Below are 23499 nucleotides of genomic sequence, written 5' to 3'. Positions count from 1 at the left end.
CTCCGCTTCGCTCAGAATGACGTTCTATTTACCTGCGATTCCCATACCTTGCTCACCTCTCACCTCTCCGTACTCATATCTCACCCGCTACGAGCTGCACGAGAGGGTGGCGCTGCCGGGCTTGGTGGCGGCCCAGCTGGGGCGGCGGGCGGCCAGGGCTTCATGTTCGGGCTGCTCGTCGAAGGGGCGTTTCAGCACCTCGTGCAGGGTGTGAAGCGGGGCCAGGTCGCCAGTTTCGGCGGCCTCGATGGCCTGCTGGGCCAGGTAGTTGCGCAGTACATATTTAGGGTTCACGGCCAGCATACCGGCCCGGATGGCCTCGGGTGTGGCTGGCTCCTGCCGCAGCCGGGCGGCGTATTGCATCAGCCAGGCGCGTAGCGGCGCGGCAGCTTCGGCCGCTGGGGCGGCGTACGAAACGGCGCTCAACAGCTCCGTGGCCAGCTCCTTTACTGGTTCATCGGCCAGCAGCCGCACCGTGAGGTGCGACAGGTGGCGGTAGAAGAGCGTCATGTCTACTTGGGCGGCCTGCATAGCCGGCAGCAGGGAGCCCACGAGCTGCTTGTCGGCCTCTTCCTCAGCAGAAGCCGTGAGGCCGAGCTTGGCCAGCAGGCGCACGTGGTGGCTGCGGTTGAAGGTGGCCACGTACTGGTTGAGGGCGGGGCGCAGCAGCTCGGGGTCGGGCACCAGGGGCGTGAGGGCCTGGGCCAGCTGCGTGAGGTTCCAGAGGCAGACCTGGGGCTGCTGGCCGAAGGCGTAGCGGTAGTTGGTGAAGTCGGTGGTGTTGGGCGTCCAGCCGGGTTCGTAGGGTTCCAGCCAGCCGTAGGGGCCGTAGTCGATGGTCAGGCCCAGGATGCTCATGTTGTCGGTATTGAGCACGCCGTGCACGAAGCCTACAGTTTGCCAGTGCGCCACCATTTCGGCCGTGCGGCGGGCTATTTCCGTCAGCCAGGCCACGTACACTTCGGGGCTTTCGGGGGCGCCCAGCTCGGGGAAATGGTGGCGGATGACGTAATCGGCCAGGGCGCGCAGGTTGTCGGTTTCTTCGTGGGCGGCCAGAATCTGGAAGTTGCCGAAGCGCACGAACGAGGGCGCCACCCGGGCCACCACGGCCCCGGGCTCGTGCTGGGCGTTGCCGTCGTAGAACATGTCGCGCAGCACCTGGTCGCCGGTGCTTACCAGGCTTAGCGCCCGCGTGGTGGGCACACCCAGGTGGTGCATGGCTTCGGAGCACAGAAACTCGCGCACCGAGGAGCGCAGCACGGCCCGGCCGTCGGCGCGGCGCGAGTAGGGCGTAGGGCCGGCGCCCTTCAGCTGGATTTCCCAGCGCCGCCCCTGCTGGCCCGGCAGCTCGCCCAGCGAAATAGCACGGCCGTCGCCGAGCTGGCCGGCCCAGTTGCCGAACTGATGGCCACCATAGCGGGCGGCGTAGGGCCGCATCGAGTCGGCCACCCGGTTGCCAGCCAGCAACTCTACGGCCGCGCCCTGATCCGACGGCCGCGCCAGTCCCAGCTCCGCCCCCATTTCATCCGACCATACCAGCAGCCGCGGCTGGGCTACCGGCGTGGGCACCACCGGCGAGTAGTGGTAGCCCGGTACCTGCCGCGGCACGTTCTCGCGCGAGGGGTCGCCCGCCAGTTCATCGACAAAGGAATTGGTAAACGTAGCGTTTTCGAGACGTTGAGGCATGGGTTAGTGCTTAGTGCTTAGTGCTTAGTGCTTAGTGCTTAGTGCTTGAAACGAAATCCTTGCTGAAACGCTGCGTAGCCCAGGGCTTTAGCCCTGGGGCATCTGGAACACCCGGGCCTGCCCGGCCAGCACCTGCCCGGCGGCCCGGGTGCCGGCTTCCACGGCTCCGTCGAGGCGTCCCCACTCACCGGTAGCGGTTTCGGCCCCGGCCCAAACCAGGCGGCCCTGCCAGAGCGGGGCGCGCAACTCGGGCGGGCCCTGCAAAGGCACGGATAGCGGCGGGTCCTCGTCGGCGGGGGTGCTGGTATAAGGCTCGCGGGTCCAGTCGAGTTCCTGGTAGGCCAGCGGTCGGGCGGCGGGTCCGAACAGCCGCCCCAGCTGGGCCACTACGGCCGCCTCGCGGGCCGCAAGTGGGGCGTGGCGCAACGGATGCGCCGCGGCGAAAAACCCGAACAGCACGCCCGGCGCGCCCTCGGGCGGACTGGCATCGTGGATTTCCGTCAGCGGCCCGTCCTGGCTCACGGCGAAACCCGACCAGCCCAGGCCCCGCCAGAAGGGCGTTTCGTAGGTAATCAGGCTTTTCATGGCGTGGCTCATCCAGGTGGGCGACTGGTGCTGGGCAGCCTGCACGGCGGCGGGCAGCGCGGGCGCGAATTGCAGGCCGTGGGCGGCCAGGCGCGGCGGCAAGGCCACGACCACGGCGGCCGCGTGGTAAGTGCGCGGCTGGCCATTTTCCTCGGTCGTCACCTCTACCCCATCGGCCAGCTGCCGCAGCCCGGTGGCGCGGGTGCTGAGCTGCACGGTGCCGGCCGGCAGCGCGGCCGCCACGGCCTGGGCCAGCGCCGCCGCGCCGCCCGCAAACCGTAAGTAGCCCTTCGAGCCCGATGGGTGGGGCAGCCGGTGCACGGTGCCGGCGGTTTCGTAGGCCGTGGCGCCGGCGCTGAACTGCTCGAACGGCGCCAAGCCCAGCTCCCGCGCCAGGGCCAGCAGCTGCGGATGGTGCTGCCAGCCCCAGGTAGCCCCCAGGTCGGCGAGGGCCCCGGCGCCGGCCGCGGGGTGCGCGGGTACGGCGTGGGTGCGGCCGCCTACCCGGTCGCGGGCCTCCAGCACCCGCACCGGCCGGCCGGCCGCTACCAGCCGGCGCGCCGCCACCAGGCCCGAAAGGCCGGCCCCCAGTATTATCACCAAAGAAGAATTCGTCATAGTAGGCTCCTTAACAGACTACGGCCCGCAAAGTAACGGGCAGCCGGGCCGATTTGCTGGTTCAGGCGCATCATAGGCCAGCACTGCCCGGTTTGCCGGGGCGTTGGCGCTTGCAAATAGATTCTTTTATCTATATATTAAACCACTCGCCCGCTGCCGTTTAGCCGCGGTATCCGCTCAACTTTTCCCGCCGCGCCATGAAAAACATTCTGGTCCCCACCGATTTCTCCCCCGAATCCCGGTACGCCTTCGATGCGGCGCTACAGCTGGCGCAGCGCGGCGGCGGGCAGCTGCTGCTGCTGCACTGCTTCGTGCCCCCTACCGACTCGCACATTTCCACCACCGGCGGACTGGTGGGCGGCCACGGGCTCAACGATGTGTATGTGCTCAAAAGTTTGCAGGCAGTTAAGCGCCGCATGCACGAGCTGATGGCCCAGGCCCACGAGCTGGCGCCCGAAGTACCGGTGCACGAGCTGGTGCTTACCGCCGAGCCTGACACGGCCATTACCGAGACAATCCGGGAGCGGGATATCGACCTGGTGGTACTGGGAACGCACGAAAACACCTCCTGGACCCGCTTTTTCCTCAGCTCACACACCGAGCAGCTTATGCGCGAGGCCCCCTGCCCGGTGCTCACCGTTAAGCACCCGGTCAATCATTTCGATGTGCGCCACCTCGTGTTTGCCTCCGACTTTTCGGCTGAGGCCGACCAGGCCGTTCCCACCCTGCACCAGCTATTGGCCCTGTTCCCGGCCGCCACGCTGCACCTGCTCGATGTAGTACCCGCCGCCGGCAACCACGCCCAGGCCCTGGAGGCCATTTGCGCCTTTGCCGCGCGCCACCAGTTCAGCCACTACGAGCCCGACGTGTTCGATGCGCCCCGGGCCAGCACCGGCATCCCGCGCTTCGCCGAGCAGGCCCACGCCGACCTGGTAGTCATGCTCACCCACGGCCGCTCCGCCCTCAGCCACCTGTTGCAGGGCAGCATCTCCGAGGCCGTGGCCCTGCACGCCGCCCCACCCGTCCTCACAGTGCACGTGTAGGGATTAGAAGCTGTGAAGTGACTTTAAAGGGCGACGGCACGATGTAGAGACGCATAGTTGCGTCTCGTCGTTGCTGATGTTGTCCGTCTGGCGTCGCCGTTCAACGACGAGACGCAACTATGCGTCTCTACAGCGTGCCGGGTCAACTCAGACAGCTTTTTAGGGGTTGGTGATTAGAGATTAACAGAGTACGCCGTTGGCTGACTGACAGGGCTTTTAGCGGCTACTTTTTCAGCGGGTCGTGGCCCCAGTTCATCAAGGAGTAGCGCCAGGGCGAAGTTTTGGTTTCGCTTTTGTCGTCGGGGCCGCCCTGGGCCGAGTGGCGGCTGATGTAGCTGTGCACCTTGTGCATGTGGGCATAGTCGGCTTCGGTGAGGTCGGCCTTTTTCTTGTGCAGAATCTGCACGATTTTCTCGCCCGAGTGGTGGCCAATGCTGCTGCCGTCGCCGCTGTCCTGGCCCACCGACTTCGACTCGTCGGTTTTCAGCCACTTTTCCAGCTCGGAAGCCGTCATGTTTACCTCTTTTTTGAACTCGGTGTAGATATCGTCGTCGGATTTGTGGTCTTTGGCGGCCATAGTTGCGAAGGGTAAGGGGGTAAAAAATGAAGAACCCGGCCGCAGAAACGGCCGGGTTTCCTCAACGCAAATCCAGGAGCCGCCGTTATGGCTCAGCTTCGGATGGCCGCTGCGCAACGGCCGCTTACAGCAGCGTTATGCCCGTGTCGGCCAGCTCGCGGCGCACCTCTTCGGGCCAGATGCTCACCTGCACTTCCCCGATGTGGCCCTTGCGCAGCATAAACATGCACACCCGGCTCTGCCCGATGCCGCCGCCAATGCTCTCGGGCAGCTCATCGCGCAGCAGCCGGCCATGGAAATCCAGCTCCTGGCGCTGCTCGCAGCCGCGCAGCACCAGCTGCCGCCGCAGCGCCAGCTTGTCTACCCGAATCCCCATCGACGACAGCTCCAGGGCGGTTTGCAACACCGGGTGCCACACCAGCAGGTCGCCGTTGAGACCCTGGTAGCCGGGGGCGGTTTCGGTGCTCCAGTCGTCGTAGTCGGGGGCGCGGCCGTCGTGGGCCTCGCCGTGGCTGAGCGCGCCGCCGATGCCCATCAGAAACACGGCGCCGTACTGGCGGGCGGCTTCGTGCTCGCGCTGCTTGGGCGTGAGGTCGGGGTACTGGCGCAGCAGGTCTTCGGCGTGCAGAAAGGTGATGCGGCCGGGCAGCACGGGCAGAATATCGGGGTAGCGAGCCGCTACTTCGGCCTCGGTGGCCAGCAGCGCCTCATAAATCTGCTCAACGGTGGCGCGCAGAAACTCCGGCGTGCGCTGCTCGGCCGCTATGTGCTGCTCCCAGTCCCACTGGTCGACGTAGATGGAATGGATGGGCGAGTAGTCCTCGTCGGGGCGCAGGGCGCGCATGTCGGTGAGCAGGCCGCGGCCGGCGGCAATGCCCAGCTCGCGCAGCCGCAGCCGCTTCCACTTGGCCAGCGAATGCACCACCACGGCCCGGCGCTCGGCCAGCGCCTTCACCGGGAAAGCCACCGGCCGCTCCACCCCGTTCAGGTCGTCGTTGATGCCGGTGCCGTCGAGCACGACAATGGGGGCCGAAACACAGCTCAGGCGCAGGCGGCGGGCTAGTTCGCGGGCAAATACGCTTTTCACCAGGCTAATGGCCTCTTCGGTTTCAAGCAGGTCGGTGGTGGTCATTTCGGCGGTGGTCATAGTGTGGTTTTTTAAATGGTTTCAGTGGATTTTTATTTTCGAAAGGGCACACAGGTTCCCCTGCTCCAACTGGAGCATTTTTTCTGCTTTTTATTTCAGGAAATTCAAGCGCGGTCCCGGCCCATCAATTACCCGCTAACGGGCTCTACTGGCGGCGAAGGCATAAAAAAAGCCTTCCGGAGCGGAAGGCTTGAGAAAAAAATCAAGTTTTGATTTTTATTTTTCCCAGGGAGCAATAGCCTTCCAGTCCCGAATAAGATTATTATTCGAGTTATTATTCTGGCGGTTATTGCAAAACTGGCGCATCGGAAGACTCCGTTGTTTTTCAGGAGCTCACAAGTATAGTCAGCTCCCGGAATATTCGCAACTATTTATTCATTTATTTTTATTCAACCTTGAAATAGTGCCTCTGCGGCTATTGAGCATCGTCGGGGCCGCCGTTCAGGGCGTGGCGCACTTCGCGCACCGCCGGCAGCACCGACAACGGCACGGGCGCCTCGGGGTGCAGCAGGTGCAGCAGGCGCAGGTACTTGGCCCGGCCCTCCGAGCGCATCAGCGGCGGCACGGCGTACACGAACACTTTGAACGGCTCGGTTTTCTGCACGCCCACCAGCAAAAACCGCTCGGCCTGGAGCGCATCGGCATAAAAGGCGGCCTGGCGGTCGTAGTCGTAGTAGGTGCACTGCTCCACAAAGTGGTTGTAGTCGCGGGCCATGGTGGTTTTGAAATCCACGACGGTGTAGGGGTGGCCGGGGTGGTCGACGACCAGATCGGCGCGCAGCTTGCAGAGGGTACCGGTGGTGGGCTCGGTGAAAATGCAACTGGGCTCGGGCGTGCCCACCTCGAGCAGCGCCTTCACTTCGGGGTCGAGCTGCACGCCCTCCACCATCCACCAGATAAGGGTGTCGTTGATGCCGGGCTGGCCGGCTTCGTACAGGTCGGGTTCGAGCAGGGCCGTGTGGAAGGCCGTGCCCAGGCCCAGCGCGCCGCCCACGCTGGAGTGGGGCCGCGGCGGACGGCCATTAAGGGCGTCGCGCAGGCGCGAGAGGTCGGAGTTAGCAATGGCCGGCAGGGCGCGGTAATCATCGTAGGGGATGCGCAGCAGGTCGGGGCGGGTGGGCGAAGGAGTAGCGGTTGGGTCAGTCACGGAAGGAGAACAGCGTAATCGGAAGGATAGTTGGTTTTGGGGTGATAGAGTGATGAGGTAATGGGGTGAGGAGGTGATGGGGTAAGAAAGAACGTCATTCTGAGCGGAGCGAAGAATCTCGCGTGCCACAGTAATCCTGTCGTCAGGAATTACCATTGCAGGCGAGATTCTTCGCTCCGCTCAGAATGACAACCTCCTCACCCCATCACCCCTTCTTCCCCTTCCCTTTCACCACTTTCGGCATTTCGTACTCGCCTACGCGGCCGAAGCGCCGCTCGTGCTTGAGGCCTTCGTCTTCGCCGTAGGGGTGGCCGCCGAAGCCGTGGCGCATCATGGCAATGGCCTTGGCCCAGGTGGGGTCCTGGTCGCGGGAGGTGAAAAGCTGCATAATCGACTGGGAGATAACCGGAATGGGCACTTCCATGCGCAGGGCGTCGGCTACGAGCCAGTTTACCTCGCCGGTGTCTTCGATGTAGCTGGGCACGTCGAAGCTCTGGCCCTGCTGGTCGTACATCTGTTTCATGAGCTGCACCAGCCACGAGCGCACCACCGAGCCGTTGTTCCACAGGCCCAGAATGGCGCTGATGTCGAGCTTGTCGCGGAAGTGGGTGAGCATGCCCATGCCCTCGCCAATGGCCTGAAGCATGCCGAACTCGATGCCGTTGTGTACCAGCTTCACGTAGTGGCCCGTGCCGGCCGGACCGGTGTGCAGGAAGCCCTCGGGCACCGACGTTTCTACAAAGAAATCCTTGAGCTGGCTGACGGCCGCCTCCTCGCCGCCCACCATGTAGCAGGCGCCGTTGCGGGCGCCGGTGGGGCCGCCGCTGGTGCCGCAGTCGATGAAGTAGATGCCCTTGCGCTGGAGCCGGTCGGCGCGCCGGATGGAGTCGCCCCAGTAGGAATTGCCGCCATCTACAATGATGTCGCCCTCCTCGAAATGGGGCTCCAGCTGGTCAATCAGGCCATCGACGGCGGCGCCGGCCGGGATGTAGAGAAACACTTTGCGCGGGCGCTCCAGCTGCTGGGCCAGTTCGGCCACGGTGGTCACCACCCGCAGGTTGTCGGTTTCGAGGTCGGGCCGGGGCCGGATATCCATACCCACAACGGGGTAGCCCTTCTCGGCGGCCTGCTGGGCCAAGCCCGCGCCCATCTTACCCAGGCCAATCACGCCTATCTGTGTCTTTTTCATGCGTTCAGCTTAAATAAATTAGAGAATAGGGAAATGGTGATTGGAGAAAAGATAAAAGCGGCCGGCCGCTTACCGCCGCCGGGCCAGCACCCGGGCCGGCGCCCCATCGACACCCTTGATTTTCAGGGGCAAACACAGCAACTCGTACTCGCCGGGCTCGGCGTGTTGCAGGGCCAGGCCCTCAATCACGCTGATGCCCGCGCCGAGCAGAATGTTGTGGGCCTGGGCATCACCCACGGAGAGATAATCGACGCCCACGCACACCACGCCCTGCTCCTGTAGCCAGGCGGCGGCATCGGCCCCCACGCGCACAAAATCGGGGTTGAAGGGCTCGGTCGACCACTCGCGGGCGGAGTTGCGGGTTTTGAACAGCACCCGGCTGCCAGGTTTCAGCTGCAAGTGCTCCACATCGGCCCGGCTGATGAACTTTTCCGAATTCACGGCTACCAGCAGCGCCGGGCCCATCAGCTTGCTTAAATCCAGCTGGGCGGCGTCGGTACCGTCGGCCAAAAAGTGCAGCGGGGCATCTACGTGGGTGCCCGTGTGCACGCTCATGCTGATTTCCGACACGTTGGCCGCTGCCCCATCGGCCATGCTGAGGGTGCGCTTGATGTGCACCGGCGCGTTGTCGGGCCAGTAGGCCATGCCGTCGGTAATGGTGGTAGTAAAGTCAAGCCAATCCATATTTCTGGTGTTTAGCAGTTGATTGTTAGCGGGAAAACCTCATCCGGAAAACCCGCTATCAGATACCGGGAACTTCATTGGTGCGGGGTTGGATAAGCTTGGCAATCAGGCCCGTCCAGCCGGTTTGGTGGGTGGCGCCCAGGCCCATGCCGGTGTCGCCGTTGAAGTACTCGTGGAACAGCAGATGGTCGCGGAAATGCGGGTCGGTCTGCATTTGCTGGTTGGTGCCGAAGCAGGCGCGCTGGCCGTTCTCATCGCGCAGAAACAGCTTGATGAGCCGGGCCGACAGGGCCTCCGAAATTTCGAGAATCGTGCAGTACTTGCCCGAGCCCGTTGGGTATTCCACCTTGAACTCGGGGCCGTAGTAGTAGTAAAACCGCTGCAACGACTCCACAATCATGAAGTTGGTGGGCATCCAGACGGGGCCGCGCCAGTTGCTGTTGCCCCCGAACAGCGAGGTAGTGGACTCGGCCGGCTCGTAATTCACCTCGGCATTCACGCCGCCCTCGTGCTCGAACACGAACGGGTGCAGCAGGTGGTAGCGCGAGAGGCTGCGCACGCCGTGCTCGGAGAGAAATTCGGCCTCGTCGAGCATGCGGCGCAGCAGCAGCTTCATGCGGTGGCCGCGCAATAGGCTCAGCAGGTGGCGCTGGCTGCTGCCCGGCTCCTGCCAGCGGCTTACCAGGGCGGCCAGCTCGGGGCGGTGGTCGAGAAACCAGTTGAGCCGGCTTACGAACCGGGGCACATCATGCAAAGTCCCGAGGTCGAGTACCTCAACGGCAAACAGCGGAATCAGGCCCACCATGGAGCGCACCCGCAGCGGGAACCGGCCGTGTTCGGGCGTATTGAGCACGTCGTAGTAAAAGCCGTCCTCATCGTCCCACATGTCGATCTGCTGCTCGCCCACGTTGGCCATGGCGTAGGCGATGTAGAGGAAGTGCTCGAAGAACTTGCTGGCCAGATCCTGGTACACGGGGTTGGTGCGGGCCAGCTCCAGGGCAATGCGCATCATATTGAGCGCGAACATGGCCATCCAGGCCGTGCCGTCGGCCTGCTCGATAAAGCCGCCGGTGGGCAGCGGGGCCGAGCGGTCGAAGACGCCGATGTTGTCGAGGCCCAGGAAGCCGCCCTCGAACACGTTGCGGTTGTCGCGGTCTTTGCGGTTCACCCACCAGGTAAAGTTGAGCAGCAGCCGGTGGAACACGCTTTCCAGAAACGCCGTGTCGCCGTGGCCGCCGCGCTGCTTCTGGTCGATTTTGTACACCCGCCAGGTGGCGTAGGCGTGCACCGGCGGGTTCACGTCGTCAAACTTCCACTCGTAGGCCGGCAGCTGGCCGTTGGGGGCCATGTACCAGTCGCGGCACAGCAGCCGGAGCTGGTTTTTGGCGAAGTCGGCATCCACCATGGCCAGCGGCAGGCAGTGGAAAGCCAGGTCCCAGGCCGCGTACCACGGATACTCCCACTTGTCGGGCATCGAGATGATGTCGGCGTTGTTGAGGTGCTTCCAGTTGTGGTTGCGGCCGTGCAGGCGACTGGCGGGCGGCGTAGGCTGGGCCGGGTCGCCGCACAGCCACTCCGTAACGTCGTAATAGTAGAACTGCTTGCTCCAGAGCATGCCGGCCAGGGCCTGGCGCTGCACGTTGCGGGCGTCGGCGCTTTCCACGCCCTTTTGCAGGTCGTGGTAGTAGGCATCGGCTTCCTGCTGGCGCTGCTCGATTAGCTGGGCAAAGTCGGCGAAGGGCTGCGCCAGCCCGCAGGCCGCCAGCCGCAGCCGCACGGTGCGGCTCTCGCCGGCGGGCACCTGCAACTGATAGTGCACGGCGGCCTTGGTGCCGCGGTGGGCCGGGTTTACCGCTTTCGTTTGGCCATGCAGCAGGTAGTCGTTGATGCCGTCCTTGCAGTAGGTTGTGGGGTTTTTGGTGTCGAAGAGGCGCGCCGTGTTGGTTTCGTTGTCGCAGAACAGCAGCTCGGCCGGCTGCCCATCGGCCTGCTCGTAGTAAAGCTCCAGCGCGGGCAGGCTGGCATGGTCGATGGCAATGGAACCCGGCTCGGGGGCCCGCAGCTCGGGCTTGTATTGCTCGTAGCCCCAGGCCCAGGTGTTGCGCAGCCACAGCTGGGGCAGCACGTGCAGCTGGGCGGGCTGGTCGCCGCGGTTGTGCACGGTAATCTGCAACAGCAGGTCGTCGGGGCCGGCTTTGGCATATTCGAGGAAGATATCGAAGTAGCGGTTCTGCCTGAAAACCAGCGTATCAATCAGGTCGAACTCGGGCTTGTCGCGGCCGCGGCGGGCGTTTTCCGTCACCAGCCAGTCGTACGGAAAAGCGTGCTGCGGATACTTATACAGCATCCGCATGTAGGAGTGGGTGGGCGTGTTGTCGAGGTAGTAATACAGCTCCTTCACGTCCTCGCCGTGGTTGCCCTCGGGGCCGGCCAGGCCAAACAGCCGCTCCTTGAGAATGGCATCCTGCCCGTTCCAGAAAGCGGGTGCCAGGCACAGAAACTGCTTTTCGTCGCTGATGCCGCCGATGGCCTCCTCGCCCCAGCGGTAGGCGTACGAGCGGGCCATGTCGTGGGTGGTGTAGGTCCAGGGCTGGCCGTCGGCCGAGTAGTCTTCGCGCACGGTGCCCCACTGCCGGTCCGATACATAGGGCCCGAAGCGGTGCCAATCAACCTTGCCGTCGCGTAGTTCCTGCTGCCGTTGCTGCTCCTGGTTCATTTAGTAGATATTTAATCAGTTGCCAGTGTCGAGTTGCCAGTTGCGAGTTCGTTCTGCAACCGGACACTGGCAGCTGGACACTGGATACTGGCAACTCGACACTGGATACTGCCGCCTCACCCATTATCGGCGAAGCCGGGATAAAGCGTCATGCCGCCGTCGGCGAAAATGCTGGTCCCGGTCACGTAGTCCGACTCGTCGGAGGCCAGCCAGACAGCTACCTTGCCGATGTCGGCGGGCTCGCCGATGCGGCCGTAGGGAATGAGCGTGAGCAGCGACTTTTCCTCCTCGGGCGTGTCGCGGGCGCTCAGGTTGATGGGCGTGGCAATGGCGCCGGGCGCGATGCTGTTGATGCGGATTTTGTGCGGCGCCAACTCCTGGGCCATGCTTTTCATCAGCAGCATAATGCCGCCCTTGCTGGCGGCGTAGTTCACGTGGCCGGCCCACGGAATCACCTCGTGTACCGAACTCATGCAGATGATCTTGCCCAGGGCCACCGAAACATCCGGCTGCGGGCCACGGCGCAGAAACTCGCGGGCCGCCTCGCGGGCGCACAGAAACTGGCCCGTCAGGTTCACGTCAATCACCTTCTGCCACTGCGCCAGCGTCATGTCCACGAACTTGGCGTCCACCTGAATGCCCGAGTTGTTGACCAGAATGTGTAGGGTGCCGAACTGCTCGCGGATGAAATCGAACATGCGCCGCACGTCCTCCTCCTGGCTTACATCGGCCTGAAACGGCACGGCCTGGCCGCCGGCCCCGGTAATCTCCTTTACCACGGCCGCCGCCTCATCGGCGCTGTGGGCGTAGTTGACGATAACCGAGGCGCCCTCGGCGGCCATGGACTTGGCCACGCCCGCCCCAATGCCGGAGCTGCCGCCCGTAATCAGGGCAATCTGGTTCTGGAGTCGGTTGGCCGAAGGGGTTACGGGCATGGCGAAGAAGTTGAAAAGCAGGAAAAAAAACAGGACCGGAGCTAAGGGCTAGACTGCCTTTAAAAGGCTTTGGTTACATGAACAACCAATGAAGCACTGACTTCCAAAAGGTTAGCTGCTAAACAATTGCCGTTGAGTTCTTTTTTTAGCTCCGCCGCCAGCCCCACGGGCCCAGGCGGCCGTACATCCGTCGCACCCTTTTCAGTCCCGCGCTTATGTGGATTGTCTTTTCGCTGCTGGCCGCCCTGTCGGCCGCCATCGTCGTCACCCTCTCCAAGGTCGGCGTCAAGAATATTGAGTCCAGCCTGGCCTTCGCCATTCAATCGGTGCTGATTGTGAGCGTGGCCTGGGGCGTGGTGGCCTGGCAGGGCCACCTGGGGCAGGTGCAGCAAATCGACCGGCGCACCTGGCTGTTTCTGATTGCGGCCGGCGTGATTACGTGCGTTTCGTCGCTGTTCTCGTTTCAGGCCCTCAAGCTCGGCCTGGCCTCCCGCACCTCGTCGTTCGATAAAATCTCGCTCGTTTTTTCCATTCTGCTGGCCGTGTTTTTCCTCAAGGAGAAAGTAACCTGGCAGCTCGTGGCCGGCGCCGTGCTCATGGCCGGCGGGGCCGTGCTCATTGCCTTTTCGGCGGGGAAAGAGTAATCGAACTTAGAAGAACGTCATTCAGAGCGCAGCGAAGAATCTCGCGTGCTGACGTTGAATTAGTATGGCAACGTCAGCACGCGAGATGCTTCGCTGCGCTCTGAATGACGTTCTTCTAAGCCCTTAGTTCTTCAGTCCCTACTCCCCTACCGTCAGCACAATTTTTCCGCTTGATTCGCCCTGCTCGCTGTAGCGGTGGGCGGCGGCAGTTTCGGCCAGCGGAAAGGTTTTATCCACCATCACGCGCAACGTACCGGCCTGGAGCCAGGCCGAAATCAGGGCCAGGTCGGGGCCGCTGGGGTCGGCCAGCAGCACGTGGGCCGATTTGGTGGTCAGCAGCGCCGCCAGCTTGTCGGTTACCACCGTCAGCGGTTGCGGGTCGGTGCTCACGTAGCGGCCGTTGCGGCGCAAAGCCCCCTGGCTGGCCACGAAGCTCGACTTGCCGGCCGCGTCAAAAATCAGGTCGTAACGGCTCAGGTCCTTCGTGAAATCGTGGGCCTTGTAATCGAGGGCCCGGTCGGCGCCGAGGCTGCGCACCAGCTCCAGGTTGTCGGCGCCGGCCGTGCCGGTTACCTCGCCCGCGCCCAGGGCCTTAGCCAGCTGCACGGCAAACGCGCCTACCCCGCCCGAGGCCCCGTTGATGAGCACCCGGTCGCCCGAGAGCAGCTGGCCCTGGTCGCGCAGGGCCTGGAGGGCCGTGAGGGCCGCCAGCGGGACGGCGCCGGCCTCTTCAAAACTCAGCTTTTCGGGAATAAAAGCCGCGGCCGGCTCGGCCAGCAGCGCATACTCGGCGTTTGCCCCGCCGGTGCCGCCGTCGGCCATGCCGTACACCCGGTCGCCCACCGCAAAGCGCACCACTTGGCTGCCCACGGCGGCCACCTCGCCGGCCACGTCGCGCCCCGGAATCATCGGAAAATCGAAGCCGGTCAGCAGCTTGATGTCGCCCCGGCGCACTTTCCAGTCGATGGGGTTGATGCTGCTGGCCCGCACCCGCACCAGAATCTGGGTGGGCTTGGGCGTGGGCGTGGGCTGCTCGCCGTAGCGCAGCACATCGGCCGGACCGTATTCGTTGAAGTAAATGGCGTTCATGGGAATCGACAGAAAAAAGGTGAGTTGAACAAGCAGCAGGCGCGGAGCGGGTGAATACCCGGCGCGCCGTCTTACGCCTTTCGGCTCTACCCCTTACGGCTGCCCGCCCGCCGGGTGTTGCCAAAAGTTTCGGCGCCGCCCATCCGGCCAACACAAAAAAACCGCCGCATCCAATGGATGCGGCGGTTTCGGCTATCGGAAGAGCAGGCCCCTCAGCCTACGCCTCCGAAGGTGGCAACAGGCCGGCCGGTTAGCTGGCCTTCTGCATAGCCGGGCGGGCGGGTTGCAGCGGATCGATGGCAGCTGGCGCGGGGGCAGCAGCGGCGGTGGGCGGGGCTTTCGGGGCCGGCTGGGGCTCGGCGGCCATGGTGGCGTAAATGTGGTCGAGGTCGGACAGGCCGTCGTTTTCCACCTTCAAATCAATCAGCAAACCCTCCCGGATATCGTACACGAGGCCGTGCAGCTGGGGCGGGTTGGGCCGGCGCAGGGCGTTCTGGATGATGCTGGTTTTGGTGAGGTTGCGCACCTGCTCAATCACGTTCAGCTCCACGAGGCGGCGCAGGCGCGCTTCCTCGTCGCTGATGCGTAGGAACTCGGTTTCGTGCACCCGGATAACGTCGCGGATGCTGGTCAGCCAGCCGTCGAGCAGGCCGTATTGCTTGTTGCTGGCCGCCGCCGCCACCCCGCCGCAGCCGTAGTGCCCGCACACAATGATGACCTGCACTTCGAGCACCTCCACGGCATACTGCAACACCGAGAGCAGGTTGAAATCGGTGGGCACTACCAGGTTGGCAATGTTGCGGTGCACGAACATTTCGCCCGCGCCGGTGCCGGTAATCGTCGAGGCCGGCACCCGCGAGTCGGAGCAGCCAATAAACAGGTACTTGGGCTTCTGGCCCTGCGCCAGCCGATTGAAGAAGTCGGGGTCGGCGGCCCGCTGTTCGGCCACCCAGCGGCGGTTATTTTCCAGGATTCGTTGCAAAGGGGCAAGGGTGAGATGGTGAAACAGAGGGTTGACAGCGGCCGGGCGCCGGGGGCACGGGAGCAAGAAGATACGGGGCTAAAAGTACGCCGCGCGCTAGCTCACCAGCTGCCCTTCGCGCCATTTTACTTCCAGGCTAATGCCGCGCTCGGGGGCCGCCTGCCGGAAGTTCTCAATGGCTTCGAGCACGTCGTAATCGACAAACAGCGAGTCGGAACCGTCGATTACAACCGAGGCGTCGCGCGGCACCTCGGCCAGGGCCCGGATGATGCTGGCCTTATTGAGAAACGACACCTGCTCGGCCAGCCGCAGAATAATTGGGCCATCGGTAGCGCGCCGGGGCTCACTCCGGAAATAGGCCGCGTCATAGTTGGCTTTCAGAATGTAGAACACGCCCACTACCAGGCCCAGCACCACGCCCTTAAGCAAATCAGTGAGCAGAATGGCGCCAATGGTAACGATGAAGGGCAGAAACTGCTGCCAGCCCAGCTGCCACTGGCTGCGGTAAAGGGCCGGGCTGGTGAGCTTGTAGCCGATGACGAGCAGAATGGCGGCCAGCGCCGAAAGCGGAATCCGGTTGAGCAGCGGCCCCAGAAACAGCAAACTCACGAGCAGCAGCAGGCCGTGGAAAAAGGCGGCCATGCGCGTCTGGCCGCCGGCGTTGATGTTGGCCGAGCTGCGCACGATAACGGCCGTCATGGGCAGGCCGCCCAGCAGGCCGCTGAGCATGTTGCCCGCCCCCTGGGCCAGCATTTCGCGGTTGGTGGGCGTGGTGCGCTTATGCGGGTCGAGCTTATCGACGGCCTCCACGCTGAGCAGGGTTTCGAGCGAGGCCACAATGGCAATGGTGAAGGCCACGGTGTAGGTGGCCGGCCGACTGAATGCGGTCCAGTCGGGCGTAGTAATCAGGCCGGCCGCATCGCGCCAGGAGCTGATGGGCGGCAGGCGCACCAGGTGGTCGGGGCCGATGGCCAGGGCCGGGGCCAGCGCCCGAAAAGTTTCGTTGAGGGCAATGGCCGCCACCACCACTACCAGCGCCCCGGGCACCAGCCGGGCCAGCTTCAGGCGCTTGCTCAGCACTTTATCCCAGAGCAGCAGCAGGCCCAGGCCCACCACGCCCACCAGGGCCGGACCGGGCCGCAGGTTTTGGAAAGCATTGCCGATTTCGCTGAACGTGTTGCGGCCATCGGCCTGGCTGAAGCTAAGGTCTTCGAAATAGTCGGCATCCACCCCCAGAAAGTGGGGAATCTGCTTGAGAATCAGAATCAGGCCAATGGCGGCCAGCATGCCGCGGATAACGGAGGTGGGAAAGTATAGCCCGATTATGCCTGCCCGGGCCAGGCCCAGCCCAATTTGCAGCAGGCCCGCCAGCACCGTGGCGGCCAGCACGGCCTCGAACGAGCCCAGCGTGGCCATGGCGGCCACCACAATGGCCGTGAGGCCGGCGGCCGGACCGCTCACGCTCAGGGCCGAGCCGCTGAGCCAGGCCACCACCACGCCCCCCACAATACCGGCAATAACGCCCGACAGCAGCGGCGCGCCCGAGGCCAGCGAAATACCTAAACACAGCGGCAGCGCCACCAGAAACACCACCAGCCCGGCCGGCAAATCCTGGCTCAGCGAGCTAAGCGGCGACGGAGAGTGGTCGGGCATCGCCGCCGGGGGCGACGCCGGCGGGACCGGAGCAGTTTTCAACATATAAGCGGGAAGCAAGCCAGAGAAAGCCGGCATCGCACTCCCAAACCAGGAGCTGCCCGCCGAACCATACAACAGTACGGCGGGCCCGTTAACCTCTGGTTAAAAGCAAGTTAAAACCCAATTAAAGCTAGCTAAAGGCTTATTGTGCAGCTCATTAAACTGGGTAGCCACCGCTATTATTTTTATAGCCCGGCCCGCGTTGCCCGGCTCATCCGGCCCGTACCCAACGGTTGCGGAGGCGTGGGCCAGTGGGTTTTGCGGCCCGGTGCTACCGTCGGCGGCGGCTTCAGCTGGCGGCGGGGAAATCGAGCAGCACCTGGGTGCCCTGGCCCAGGGTGCTGGCCACCTCCACGCGCCCCCCGTGCAGCTCCATTATTTTGGCCGTGAGCGGCAGGCCGATGCCGTGGCCGGGCACGGTTCGCACGGCTTCGGCCCGGAAAAAGGGCACGAACACCTGCTGCCGGTCGGCCTCGCTGATGCCCGGCCCCTGGTCGACGACGGCCAGCTGCACCTGGCCGCGGGTAGCGGTGAGCGTAGCGACAATGGGCGCGGCGGGGTTGGCGGCCGTGAACTTGCAGGCGTTTTCGAGGATGTTGAGGAAGGCCACCAGCACCAGCGCCTCGTTGCCGAGCACGGCAAACGGCGCGGCAACGGCCGGGAGGCCGGGCGCTTCACGGAAGTCCAGGTCGATGCGGCGGGTGGGGTGGCGGCGGTGCAGCTCTTCGTGGGCCTGGAGCAGCAGCTCGTCGAGGCGCAGGCGGGTGCGCGGCACCTGGCTGGGGTCGTCGGAGGCGCGGGCAATCTGGAGCAGGCCGTTGGTGAGGTCCTTGAGCAGCCGGGCCGCGTCGAGCGTGCCGCGCAGCACCTGCCGGTACTCGGCGGGCGTGCGCTCCTGCTGCAACAGGGCCACTTCGAGCTGCCCGATAATGGCGGCCAGCGGCGTACGCAGTTCGTGCGAGGCATCGCGCACGAAAGTGCGCTGGCCCACAAAAGCCGTTTCGAGCCGGTCGAGCAGGCTGTTGAAGCGCTGGGCCAGCAGCGACACTTCGTCGCGGCCCTGGCCCGGGCTCAGGCGCTGGTGCAGGTCGGAAGCCGTAATGCTGTCGACTTCGCGGATGATGCGCTTCATGGGCTTGAGGGCCTGGCCGGCGAAAATCAGCCCCCCGATGCCTACCACCACAAACGAGCCCAGCAGCCCGAACAGGAGCACCGTCAGCAGGTTGTCCAGCTTCTCGCGGCTGTCATCATCCACCGACGAGGCTACCACCACGAAGTCGCCCCGGCCGGGTTCCTGGTAGAGCAGGCCCACCGTCTGGCGGAAGCGGCTCACGAAGCGCACCTCGCGGCCGGTTCGGCGCACCTGGCCCAGCAGCGCAGCCGGCACGGCCCGTCCCTCGCGGCCCTCGCGGAACACCACCTGGTTGCGGGCATCAAACACGTGTACTTCCTCGGCCGGCAGCGTGCGGTAGAACTGCCGCAGGTAGCGCCGGTACGAGGCCCGGCTCCGCTCGTCGCCGCGGCGGGTGCCATCGAGGTACACGTGCGCCACCACCCGCGCCCGCGCAAACAGGCTCTCGGTAAACGCCTCGCGCCGCGACTGGTAGGTGAAGAAGTAAATCACGGCCGCGAACAGCAGCAGCGTCACTACCAGAATGGCCGCAAACTGCACCGTAAGCCGCGCGCGAATCGTCATTGGTTGTTAGTTGTTAGTTGTCAGTTGTTAGTTGGCTTGGTGGTTGGCGGCGAACGGATGAACAACTAACAACCGACAACTAACAACTCACTTACTCTTCCTTCATCACGTAGCCCATGCCGACGAGGGTGTGGATGAGCTTGGGGGTGAAGTCCTTGTCGAGTTTTTTGCGCAGGAAGTTGATGTACACGTCGATGACGTTGGAGCCGGTGTCGAAGCTCGTGTCCCAGACCTGCTCCAGAATATCGACCCTGGACACCACCCGGTTCTGGTTGCGCAGCAGGTATTCGAGCAGGGCAAATTCGCGGGCCGTGAGCTGGATGGGCTGGCCGGCGCGGTGCACCATTTTGCTGGCCGGATCGAGCGTGAGGTCGGCCAGTTGCAGGACGCTGCCGGCCGGGGGCGCATCGTGGCGGCGGCGCGTGAGAGCCCGGATGCGGGCCAGCAGCTCCTGAAACGCGAAGGGCTTCACCAGATAATCGTCGGCGCCGGCGTCGAGGCCCCGGATTTTATCGTCGGTTTCACCCAGGGCCGTGAGCATGAGGATGGGCACGCCAGTGTTCTGGGCCCGCACCTGCCGGCAGACTTCCAACCCACTCAGGCCCGGCAGCAGCGTGTCGAGGATGAGCAGGTCGTAGCCGCCCTGGCGGGCCAGGCGCAAACCCAGCAGGCCGTCGGCGGCCAGATCCACGTGGTGGTGTTGCTCGCTCAGGCCCTGATGCAGAAACGCGGCAACCTTGGGCTCGTCTTCAACCAGCAGAATTTTCATGGCCGCAAGATACGCGACCGGCCGCCTACCACCCCGGAAACGAAAAAACCCTCCCTACGAAGCGTAGGAAGGGTTTTGGTGATCCCGCTGGGATTCGAACCCAGGACCCATACATTAAAAGTGTATTGCTCTACCAGCTGAGCTACAGAATCAGTCCACTTCGCAAGGGCCAAAGCCTTTTCAGAAGGGAGTGCAAAAGTAGCAGGGTTATTCGGGCGGTGCAAGCGAACCGGGCAATTTCCCCGACCACGCGCCCCGCTTATCGGCCAATACCCTGACTTTCAATCGAATTATTTACAACCGTTACGCTATCTTTTGAAAGTACCGCCGTTAGATTTTGGCCATTTCGTCCTGCACGAAGTCGGCCAGGGTGCGCAGGTACCCGGTGCTGAAATCGAAGCGAATGCCAGCCGCGGCGTAGATTTCGCCAATCGGGGCCGTGTAGCCCAGGGCCAGGGCCCGCTGGTAGCCGGCCAGGGCCTGCTGGGGGTTCTGGCGGTAGTTGCGCCACACGGCAATGGCGCCGAGCTGGGCCATGGCGTACTCGATGTAGTAGAAGGGCACTTCGTAGAGGTGCAGCTGCTTCTGCCACAGGTAGGGCTTGATGTGCTCCAGGCCCTGCCAGCTCACGGTGCGCTGGTTGAACTCGTCGAACAGCCCGACCCAGCGGGCGTGGCGCTCGGCCTCGGTGTGCGTGGGGTGCTCGTACACCCAGTGCTGAAACTTGTCGATGGTAGCTACCCACGGGAAGGTTTCGAGCACGCTTTCGAGGTGGGTGCGCTTTGCCCGCCGCAGCTCCTCGGGGTCCTGGAAAAACACGTCCCAGTGGTCGAGGCTGAGCAGCTCCATGCTCATGGAGGCCAGCTCGGCTACTTCGGAGGGCGGGTGCTTGTCGGCGCTCAGCGGCAGGCGGCGCGTGAGGAAGCTGTGCACGGCGTGGCCGCCCTCGTGCAGCATGGTCACCACGTCGCGCAGGCTGCTGGTGGCGTTCATGAAGATAAAGGGCACGCCCGTTTCGTCGAGCGGGTAGTTGTAGCCGCCGGGGGCCTTGCCCTTGCGGCTTTCCAGGTCGAGGTTGCCCATCTGGCCCATGGTGCGCAGGCACTGGCCCAAAAACGGGTCGAGGCGGTCGAAAACGGTGGTGGTTTTGGCCAGCAGCTCCTCCCCCGTTTCAAACGGCCGCAGCGGCGCCTGGCCCGACACGTCCACGTCGAGGTCCCAGGGGCGCAGCTCGGCCAGCGCCAGGTCCTGGCGGCGCTCCAGGTCGAGGTTGTCGATGAGCGGCACCACGGTTTCGCGGATGGCGCGGTGGAAATCCAGCGTATCCTGGGGCGTGTAGTCGAAGCGGCCCAGCGCGGCAAACATGTAGTCGCGGAAGTTAGCGAAACCGGCGTTCAAAGCTACCTGGTGGCGCAGGCCAATCAGGCGGGTAAACAGCTCGTCGAGCGGCTTGGCGTCCTGGAGGCGGCGCTCCTGAATGGCCCGCCACGCGGTTTCGCGCACCTGCCGGTCGGGACTTTTGAGGCGGTCGGCGGCGCGGGGCAGCGTCAGCTCCTCGCCGTCGAGCGTTACGGTCATGGCTCCGGCCAGGGCGGCGTACTGCTGCTGCTGGGTGCTGATTTCGGTTTTAAGCGGCACGTTCTCGGGCCGGTAGATTTCCAGCGCCTGCCGCACCGAGCGGATAAACACCCGGTAGCGGTTTTCATCGAGCTGAGAGAGAAATTCCGAAGCCAGCATCTTCTCGTTGAGCGCGTGGTCGAAGGGTGCCACGTGGGGTTCCACCTCGTTCACGAAGAACTGGAAGGCCTCGGTGCGGGCCGGGTCCTGGGTGTCGCAGGTCATGCGGATGTAGCGCCAGGCCAGGTCCTCGCTCAGGGCCGCTTCCAGCTCCGAGCGGTTCAGCAGCCAGCGCTCCAGCTCCGCCGCCGAGCACAGCAGCCGGTCGCGCAATCCCACGAAATAAGGCTCGATGGCGGCCCAGTCGGTTACGGTAAACGACTCGGGCAAATACTGGCGGGCCGGGCGTTGGGTATCGGTAGCGAGGTCGGCGGCGGGAGTGGAAAAGGACATTATTGGCAGCTAGAAGATGGTATAAGGAAGCTGGAGTTATTGGTCATTCTGAGCGCAGAGAAGCATACTGGCTGAAGTCGTTGAACAAACATGCCGCAACATGAGCACGCGAGAATCTTCGCTGCGCTCAGAATAACAAACGATTCCAGCTTCTTCACAAAGACTTACCCAATCTCAATCACCACGTCGCTCGTGAGCGGGTGGCCGACGCAGGTAAGCACGTAACCCTGGTTCATTTCGGAGTCTGAGAGGCCCTCGCGCTCGTCGAGGTGGACTTTGCCCGACAGGCACTTGCCGCGGCAGGCGGTACACAGGCCTGCCTGGCAGCTGTAGGGCAGGTCGATGTCCTGGTCGAGGGCGGCTTCCAGAATCGTCTGCTCGGGGCTGACCTCGAACTGGTACTCGGCGCCCTCGTAGTGAATGGTGACGTTGCGGCTGCCGCTCTGGTCGTCATCAGCCGCAGCCGATACGTCGCCGTGGCCGTTGGGCTGAGCGGCCGCGGCCTCGGCCGACTCGGCGGCGGCCACGAAACTCTCGCGGCGCACGCGGGCAGCCGGCACGCCCAGCAGCTCCAGGGCCGACTGCGCCTCCACCATCATGCCATCGGGGCCGCAGAGGAAATACTCGGCCTGGGCCGCCGGAAACTGGTGGCGCTGCTCCAGAATGCGCAGCAGCGTGGTGCGGTTGAGGCGGCCGGTGTGCTTGTGCTCGGCCGAGGGCCGTAGCGGCTGCGTGAACACGTGCTCAATCTGGAAGCGGCCGGCGTACTGCTGCTCCAGCTGCCGTAGCTGGGAGGCAAAAATCACCGAATCCTCATTGCGGTTGCCGTACACGAGCAGCACGTGGCTTTTGGGTTCTTCGCGCAGAATGGCCTTGAGCATGCTCATGAGCGGGGTGATGCCCGAGCCGGCGCCCACCAGCACGATGGAGCGGGCCGCCTGAGGCTGGGTGGGCAGCGTGAAGTTGCCCAGCGGGGCCATTACTTCCAGCTGCTGGCCCACCTGCACCGTATCGAGCAGGTAGTTGCTCACCAGTCCGCCGGTTACGCGCTTCACCGTAACGGCCAGGCGCGGGGCCTCGCCGGGGGTACTGCTGAGCGAATAGGCCCGGCGCTCCTTTTTGCCGCCCGGCCCGCAGGGCAGAATCAGGGTCAGGAACTGGCCGGGCTGGCAGGCCACGGGCTGGCGGTCGGCCCGCTCGAAGTGGATGGTAACAGCGTCGGGGGTTTCCTGGGTCAGCTCAACAACATTCAGCGTCAGGTAGGGGCTACTCATAAGGGCAATGACAACTTACGGGGTGGGTATGAACACAAAGTTCGTAATTCGATATTTGTTTCCCGCGTAGAACGTAATCCCGGGGAAGTAGAACGTGCCACGCGGAGCGCAACGGAGCGCAGCCGACGCATCTCTACCGCAGTAGTAATCCTGACGTTTGGTTAGCATTGCAGTAGAGATGCTTCGACTGCGCTCCGCATGACACCGTCCTTTCCACCCACCAGAATCCCAATGCTCTCCGACCTCCTGCTCCGCCACCAGGCCGATTTTGGCCCCGTGCTGCCCGTCGACCTCAGCTCGCCCGATGTGGCCCGCCTCGATTTCACGGCTGCCAACCCGCTGCTCACGGCGGCCAACCTGCACGACACGGCCACTTTCGACCAGCTGGTAGCCCGGCTGCTGGCCGATAAAAACGCGCTGATTGGCGTGGGCGGCTACCTCGAAGACCGGGTTATCTACCGCCGCAGCCCCGGCTTGTTCGACGCCGACCCCGCGGCTCCCGCCCGCTCGCTGCATCTGGGCGTTGATGTGTGGCTGCGCGCCGGCACACCGGTACTGGCCCCGCTGCCGGCCACCGTGCACAGCCTCGCCGACAACGAAGGCCACGGCAACTACGGTCCCACCGTCATTCTGGAGCACGAGCTGGAAGGAACGGTTTTCTACACGCTCTACGGCCACCTCACGCGCCGCGAAACCGCCCTGCTCCGCCCCGGCCTGGTAATCGATAAGGGCGACACCTTCGCCGAAGTGGGCCCCGCGCCCGAAAACGGCGACTGGCCGCCGCACCTGCATTTCCAGGTACTAGCCGATTTGCAGGGCCGCACGGGCGACTTTCCGGGCGTCGGGCTGGTATCGGAGCGCGAAACCTGGGCCGCCCTCTGCCCCGACCCGAACTTAATCTTACAGAGTAAGTGGTTGTAGCGGGTTCCCGCAGAGGCGCGCAGAGGTAAATC

19 protein-coding genes and 1 tRNA gene are annotated in these 23499 nt (G+C 64.1%); 3 read left to right on the top strand and 17 right to left on the bottom strand.

Features of this window, described 5'->3' with window-relative positions:
• Positions 1-87: 87 nt before the first annotated feature.
• Both BMY67_RS05060 and BMY67_RS05055 read right to left on the bottom strand, forming a co-directional pair.
• Entirely contained in the window at positions 88-1686 is a 1599-nt protein-coding gene (locus tag BMY67_RS05060; RefSeq protein WP_092769020.1) for a protein adenylyltransferase SelO, read from the bottom strand.
• 87 nt (positions 1687-1773) lie between these two features.
• A complete protein-coding gene (locus BMY67_RS05055) occupies positions 1774-2889 on the bottom strand; it encodes a flavin monoamine oxidase family protein (protein WP_092769018.1) in 1116 nt (371 codons plus the stop codon).
• A 197-nt stretch (positions 2890-3086) separates the two neighbouring features.
• Here BMY67_RS05055 and BMY67_RS05050 point away from each other — a divergent pair, with 197 nt between their 5' ends.
• On the top strand, positions 3087-3932 hold the full coding sequence (locus BMY67_RS05050) for a universal stress protein (RefSeq protein ID WP_092769016.1): 846 nt from the start codon (positions 3087-3089) through the stop codon (positions 3930-3932).
• A gap of 223 nt (positions 3933-4155) precedes the next feature.
• Here the strand turns inward: BMY67_RS05050 and BMY67_RS05045 are convergent, their stop codons facing one another.
• The 7 genes from BMY67_RS05045 to BMY67_RS05010 all read right to left on the bottom strand — a co-directional run bounded on the left by BMY67_RS05045 (position 4156) and on the right by BMY67_RS05010 (position 12327).
• Complete coding sequence (locus BMY67_RS05045) at positions 4156-4509, bottom strand: DUF3140 domain-containing protein (protein ID WP_092769014.1); 354 nt, start codon at positions 4507-4509, stop codon at positions 4156-4158.
• A gap of 124 nt (positions 4510-4633) precedes the next feature.
• Positions 4634-5656 carry an aspartate--ammonia ligase gene (gene asnA / locus BMY67_RS05040; protein WP_177189693.1) on the bottom strand — a complete coding sequence of 341 codons (1023 nt, stop codon included), beginning with the start codon at positions 5654-5656 and terminating at the stop codon, positions 4634-4636.
• A 415-nt stretch (positions 5657-6071) separates the two neighbouring features.
• Entirely contained in the window at positions 6072-6803 is a 732-nt protein-coding gene (locus BMY67_RS05030) for a PD-(D/E)XK nuclease-like domain-containing protein (RefSeq protein ID WP_177189692.1), read from the bottom strand.
• 205 nt (positions 6804-7008) lie between these two features.
• Entirely contained in the window at positions 7009-7992 is a 984-nt protein-coding gene (locus BMY67_RS05025; RefSeq protein WP_092769007.1) for an NADP(+)-dependent, decarboxylating phosphogluconate dehydrogenase, read from the bottom strand.
• 69 nt (positions 7993-8061) lie between these two features.
• Entirely contained in the window at positions 8062-8676 is a 615-nt protein-coding gene (locus BMY67_RS05020) for a cyclase family protein (RefSeq protein WP_092769004.1), read from the bottom strand.
• A gap of 58 nt (positions 8677-8734) precedes the next feature.
• Positions 8735-11392: an MGH1-like glycoside hydrolase domain-containing protein gene (locus BMY67_RS05015; RefSeq protein WP_092769001.1), complete on the bottom strand. Its 2658-nt coding sequence runs from the start codon at positions 11390-11392 to the stop codon at positions 8735-8737.
• Positions 11393-11508: 116 nt separating this feature from the next.
• Positions 11509-12327, bottom strand: coding sequence for an SDR family oxidoreductase (locus tag BMY67_RS05010; RefSeq protein WP_092768998.1), 819 nt, complete (start codon positions 12325-12327; stop codon positions 11509-11511).
• Between the two features lie 215 nt (positions 12328-12542).
• Between BMY67_RS05010 and BMY67_RS05005 the strand changes: the two genes are divergently transcribed.
• Entirely contained in the window at positions 12543-12971 is a 429-nt protein-coding gene (locus tag BMY67_RS05005; protein WP_092768995.1) for an EamA family transporter, read from the top strand.
• Between the two features lie 138 nt (positions 12972-13109).
• On the opposite strand, the gene BMY67_RS05000 is transcribed toward BMY67_RS05005, so the two are convergent.
• From BMY67_RS05000 to BMY67_RS04965, 8 genes are all read right to left on the bottom strand, one after another.
• On the bottom strand, positions 13110-14060 hold the full coding sequence (locus BMY67_RS05000; RefSeq protein WP_092768992.1) for an NAD(P)-dependent alcohol dehydrogenase: 951 nt from the start codon (positions 14058-14060) through the stop codon (positions 13110-13112).
• A 250-nt stretch (positions 14061-14310) separates the two neighbouring features.
• Positions 14311-15042: a carbonic anhydrase gene (locus tag BMY67_RS04995; RefSeq protein ID WP_092768989.1), complete on the bottom strand. Its 732-nt coding sequence runs from the start codon at positions 15040-15042 to the stop codon at positions 14311-14313.
• Positions 15043-15138: 96 nt separating this feature from the next.
• Complete coding sequence (locus tag BMY67_RS04990) at positions 15139-16695, bottom strand: SulP family inorganic anion transporter (protein ID WP_092768986.1); 1557 nt, start codon at positions 16693-16695, stop codon at positions 15139-15141.
• Between the two features lie 331 nt (positions 16696-17026).
• A complete protein-coding gene (locus tag BMY67_RS04985) occupies positions 17027-18433 on the bottom strand; it encodes a HAMP domain-containing sensor histidine kinase (RefSeq protein ID WP_092768983.1) in 1407 nt (468 codons plus the stop codon).
• Between the two features lie 91 nt (positions 18434-18524).
• Positions 18525-19202: a response regulator transcription factor gene (locus tag BMY67_RS04980; RefSeq protein ID WP_092768980.1), complete on the bottom strand. Its 678-nt coding sequence runs from the start codon at positions 19200-19202 to the stop codon at positions 18525-18527.
• 76 nt (positions 19203-19278) lie between these two features.
• Positions 19279-19354, bottom strand: a tRNA-Lys gene (locus BMY67_RS04975).
• 178 nt (positions 19355-19532) lie between these two features.
• Complete coding sequence (locus tag BMY67_RS04970; protein ID WP_092768977.1) at positions 19533-21272, bottom strand: M3 family oligoendopeptidase; 1740 nt, start codon at positions 21270-21272, stop codon at positions 19533-19535.
• 164 nt (positions 21273-21436) lie between these two features.
• The gene (locus tag BMY67_RS04965; protein WP_092768974.1) at positions 21437-22546 is read right to left on the bottom strand and encodes a ferredoxin--NADP reductase; all 1110 of its coding nucleotides are present in this window, start codon (positions 22544-22546) and stop codon (positions 21437-21439) included.
• A gap of 231 nt (positions 22547-22777) precedes the next feature.
• On the opposite strand from BMY67_RS04965, the gene BMY67_RS04960 reads away from it, so the two are divergent.
• Complete coding sequence (locus BMY67_RS04960; protein WP_092768971.1) at positions 22778-23467, top strand: peptidoglycan DD-metalloendopeptidase family protein; 690 nt, start codon at positions 22778-22780, stop codon at positions 23465-23467.
• The last annotated feature ends 32 nt before the right edge of the window (positions 23468-23499 follow it).

Origin of the sequence: Hymenobacter actinosclerus (genome assembly GCF_900111515.1) — a bacterium.
In the GTDB taxonomy this organism is placed as follows: domain Bacteria; phylum Bacteroidota; class Bacteroidia; order Cytophagales; family Hymenobacteraceae; genus Hymenobacter; species Hymenobacter actinosclerus.
Note: the sequence above shows the minus strand (reverse complement) of the source record. Positions and strands in the feature narration are given on the sequence as shown.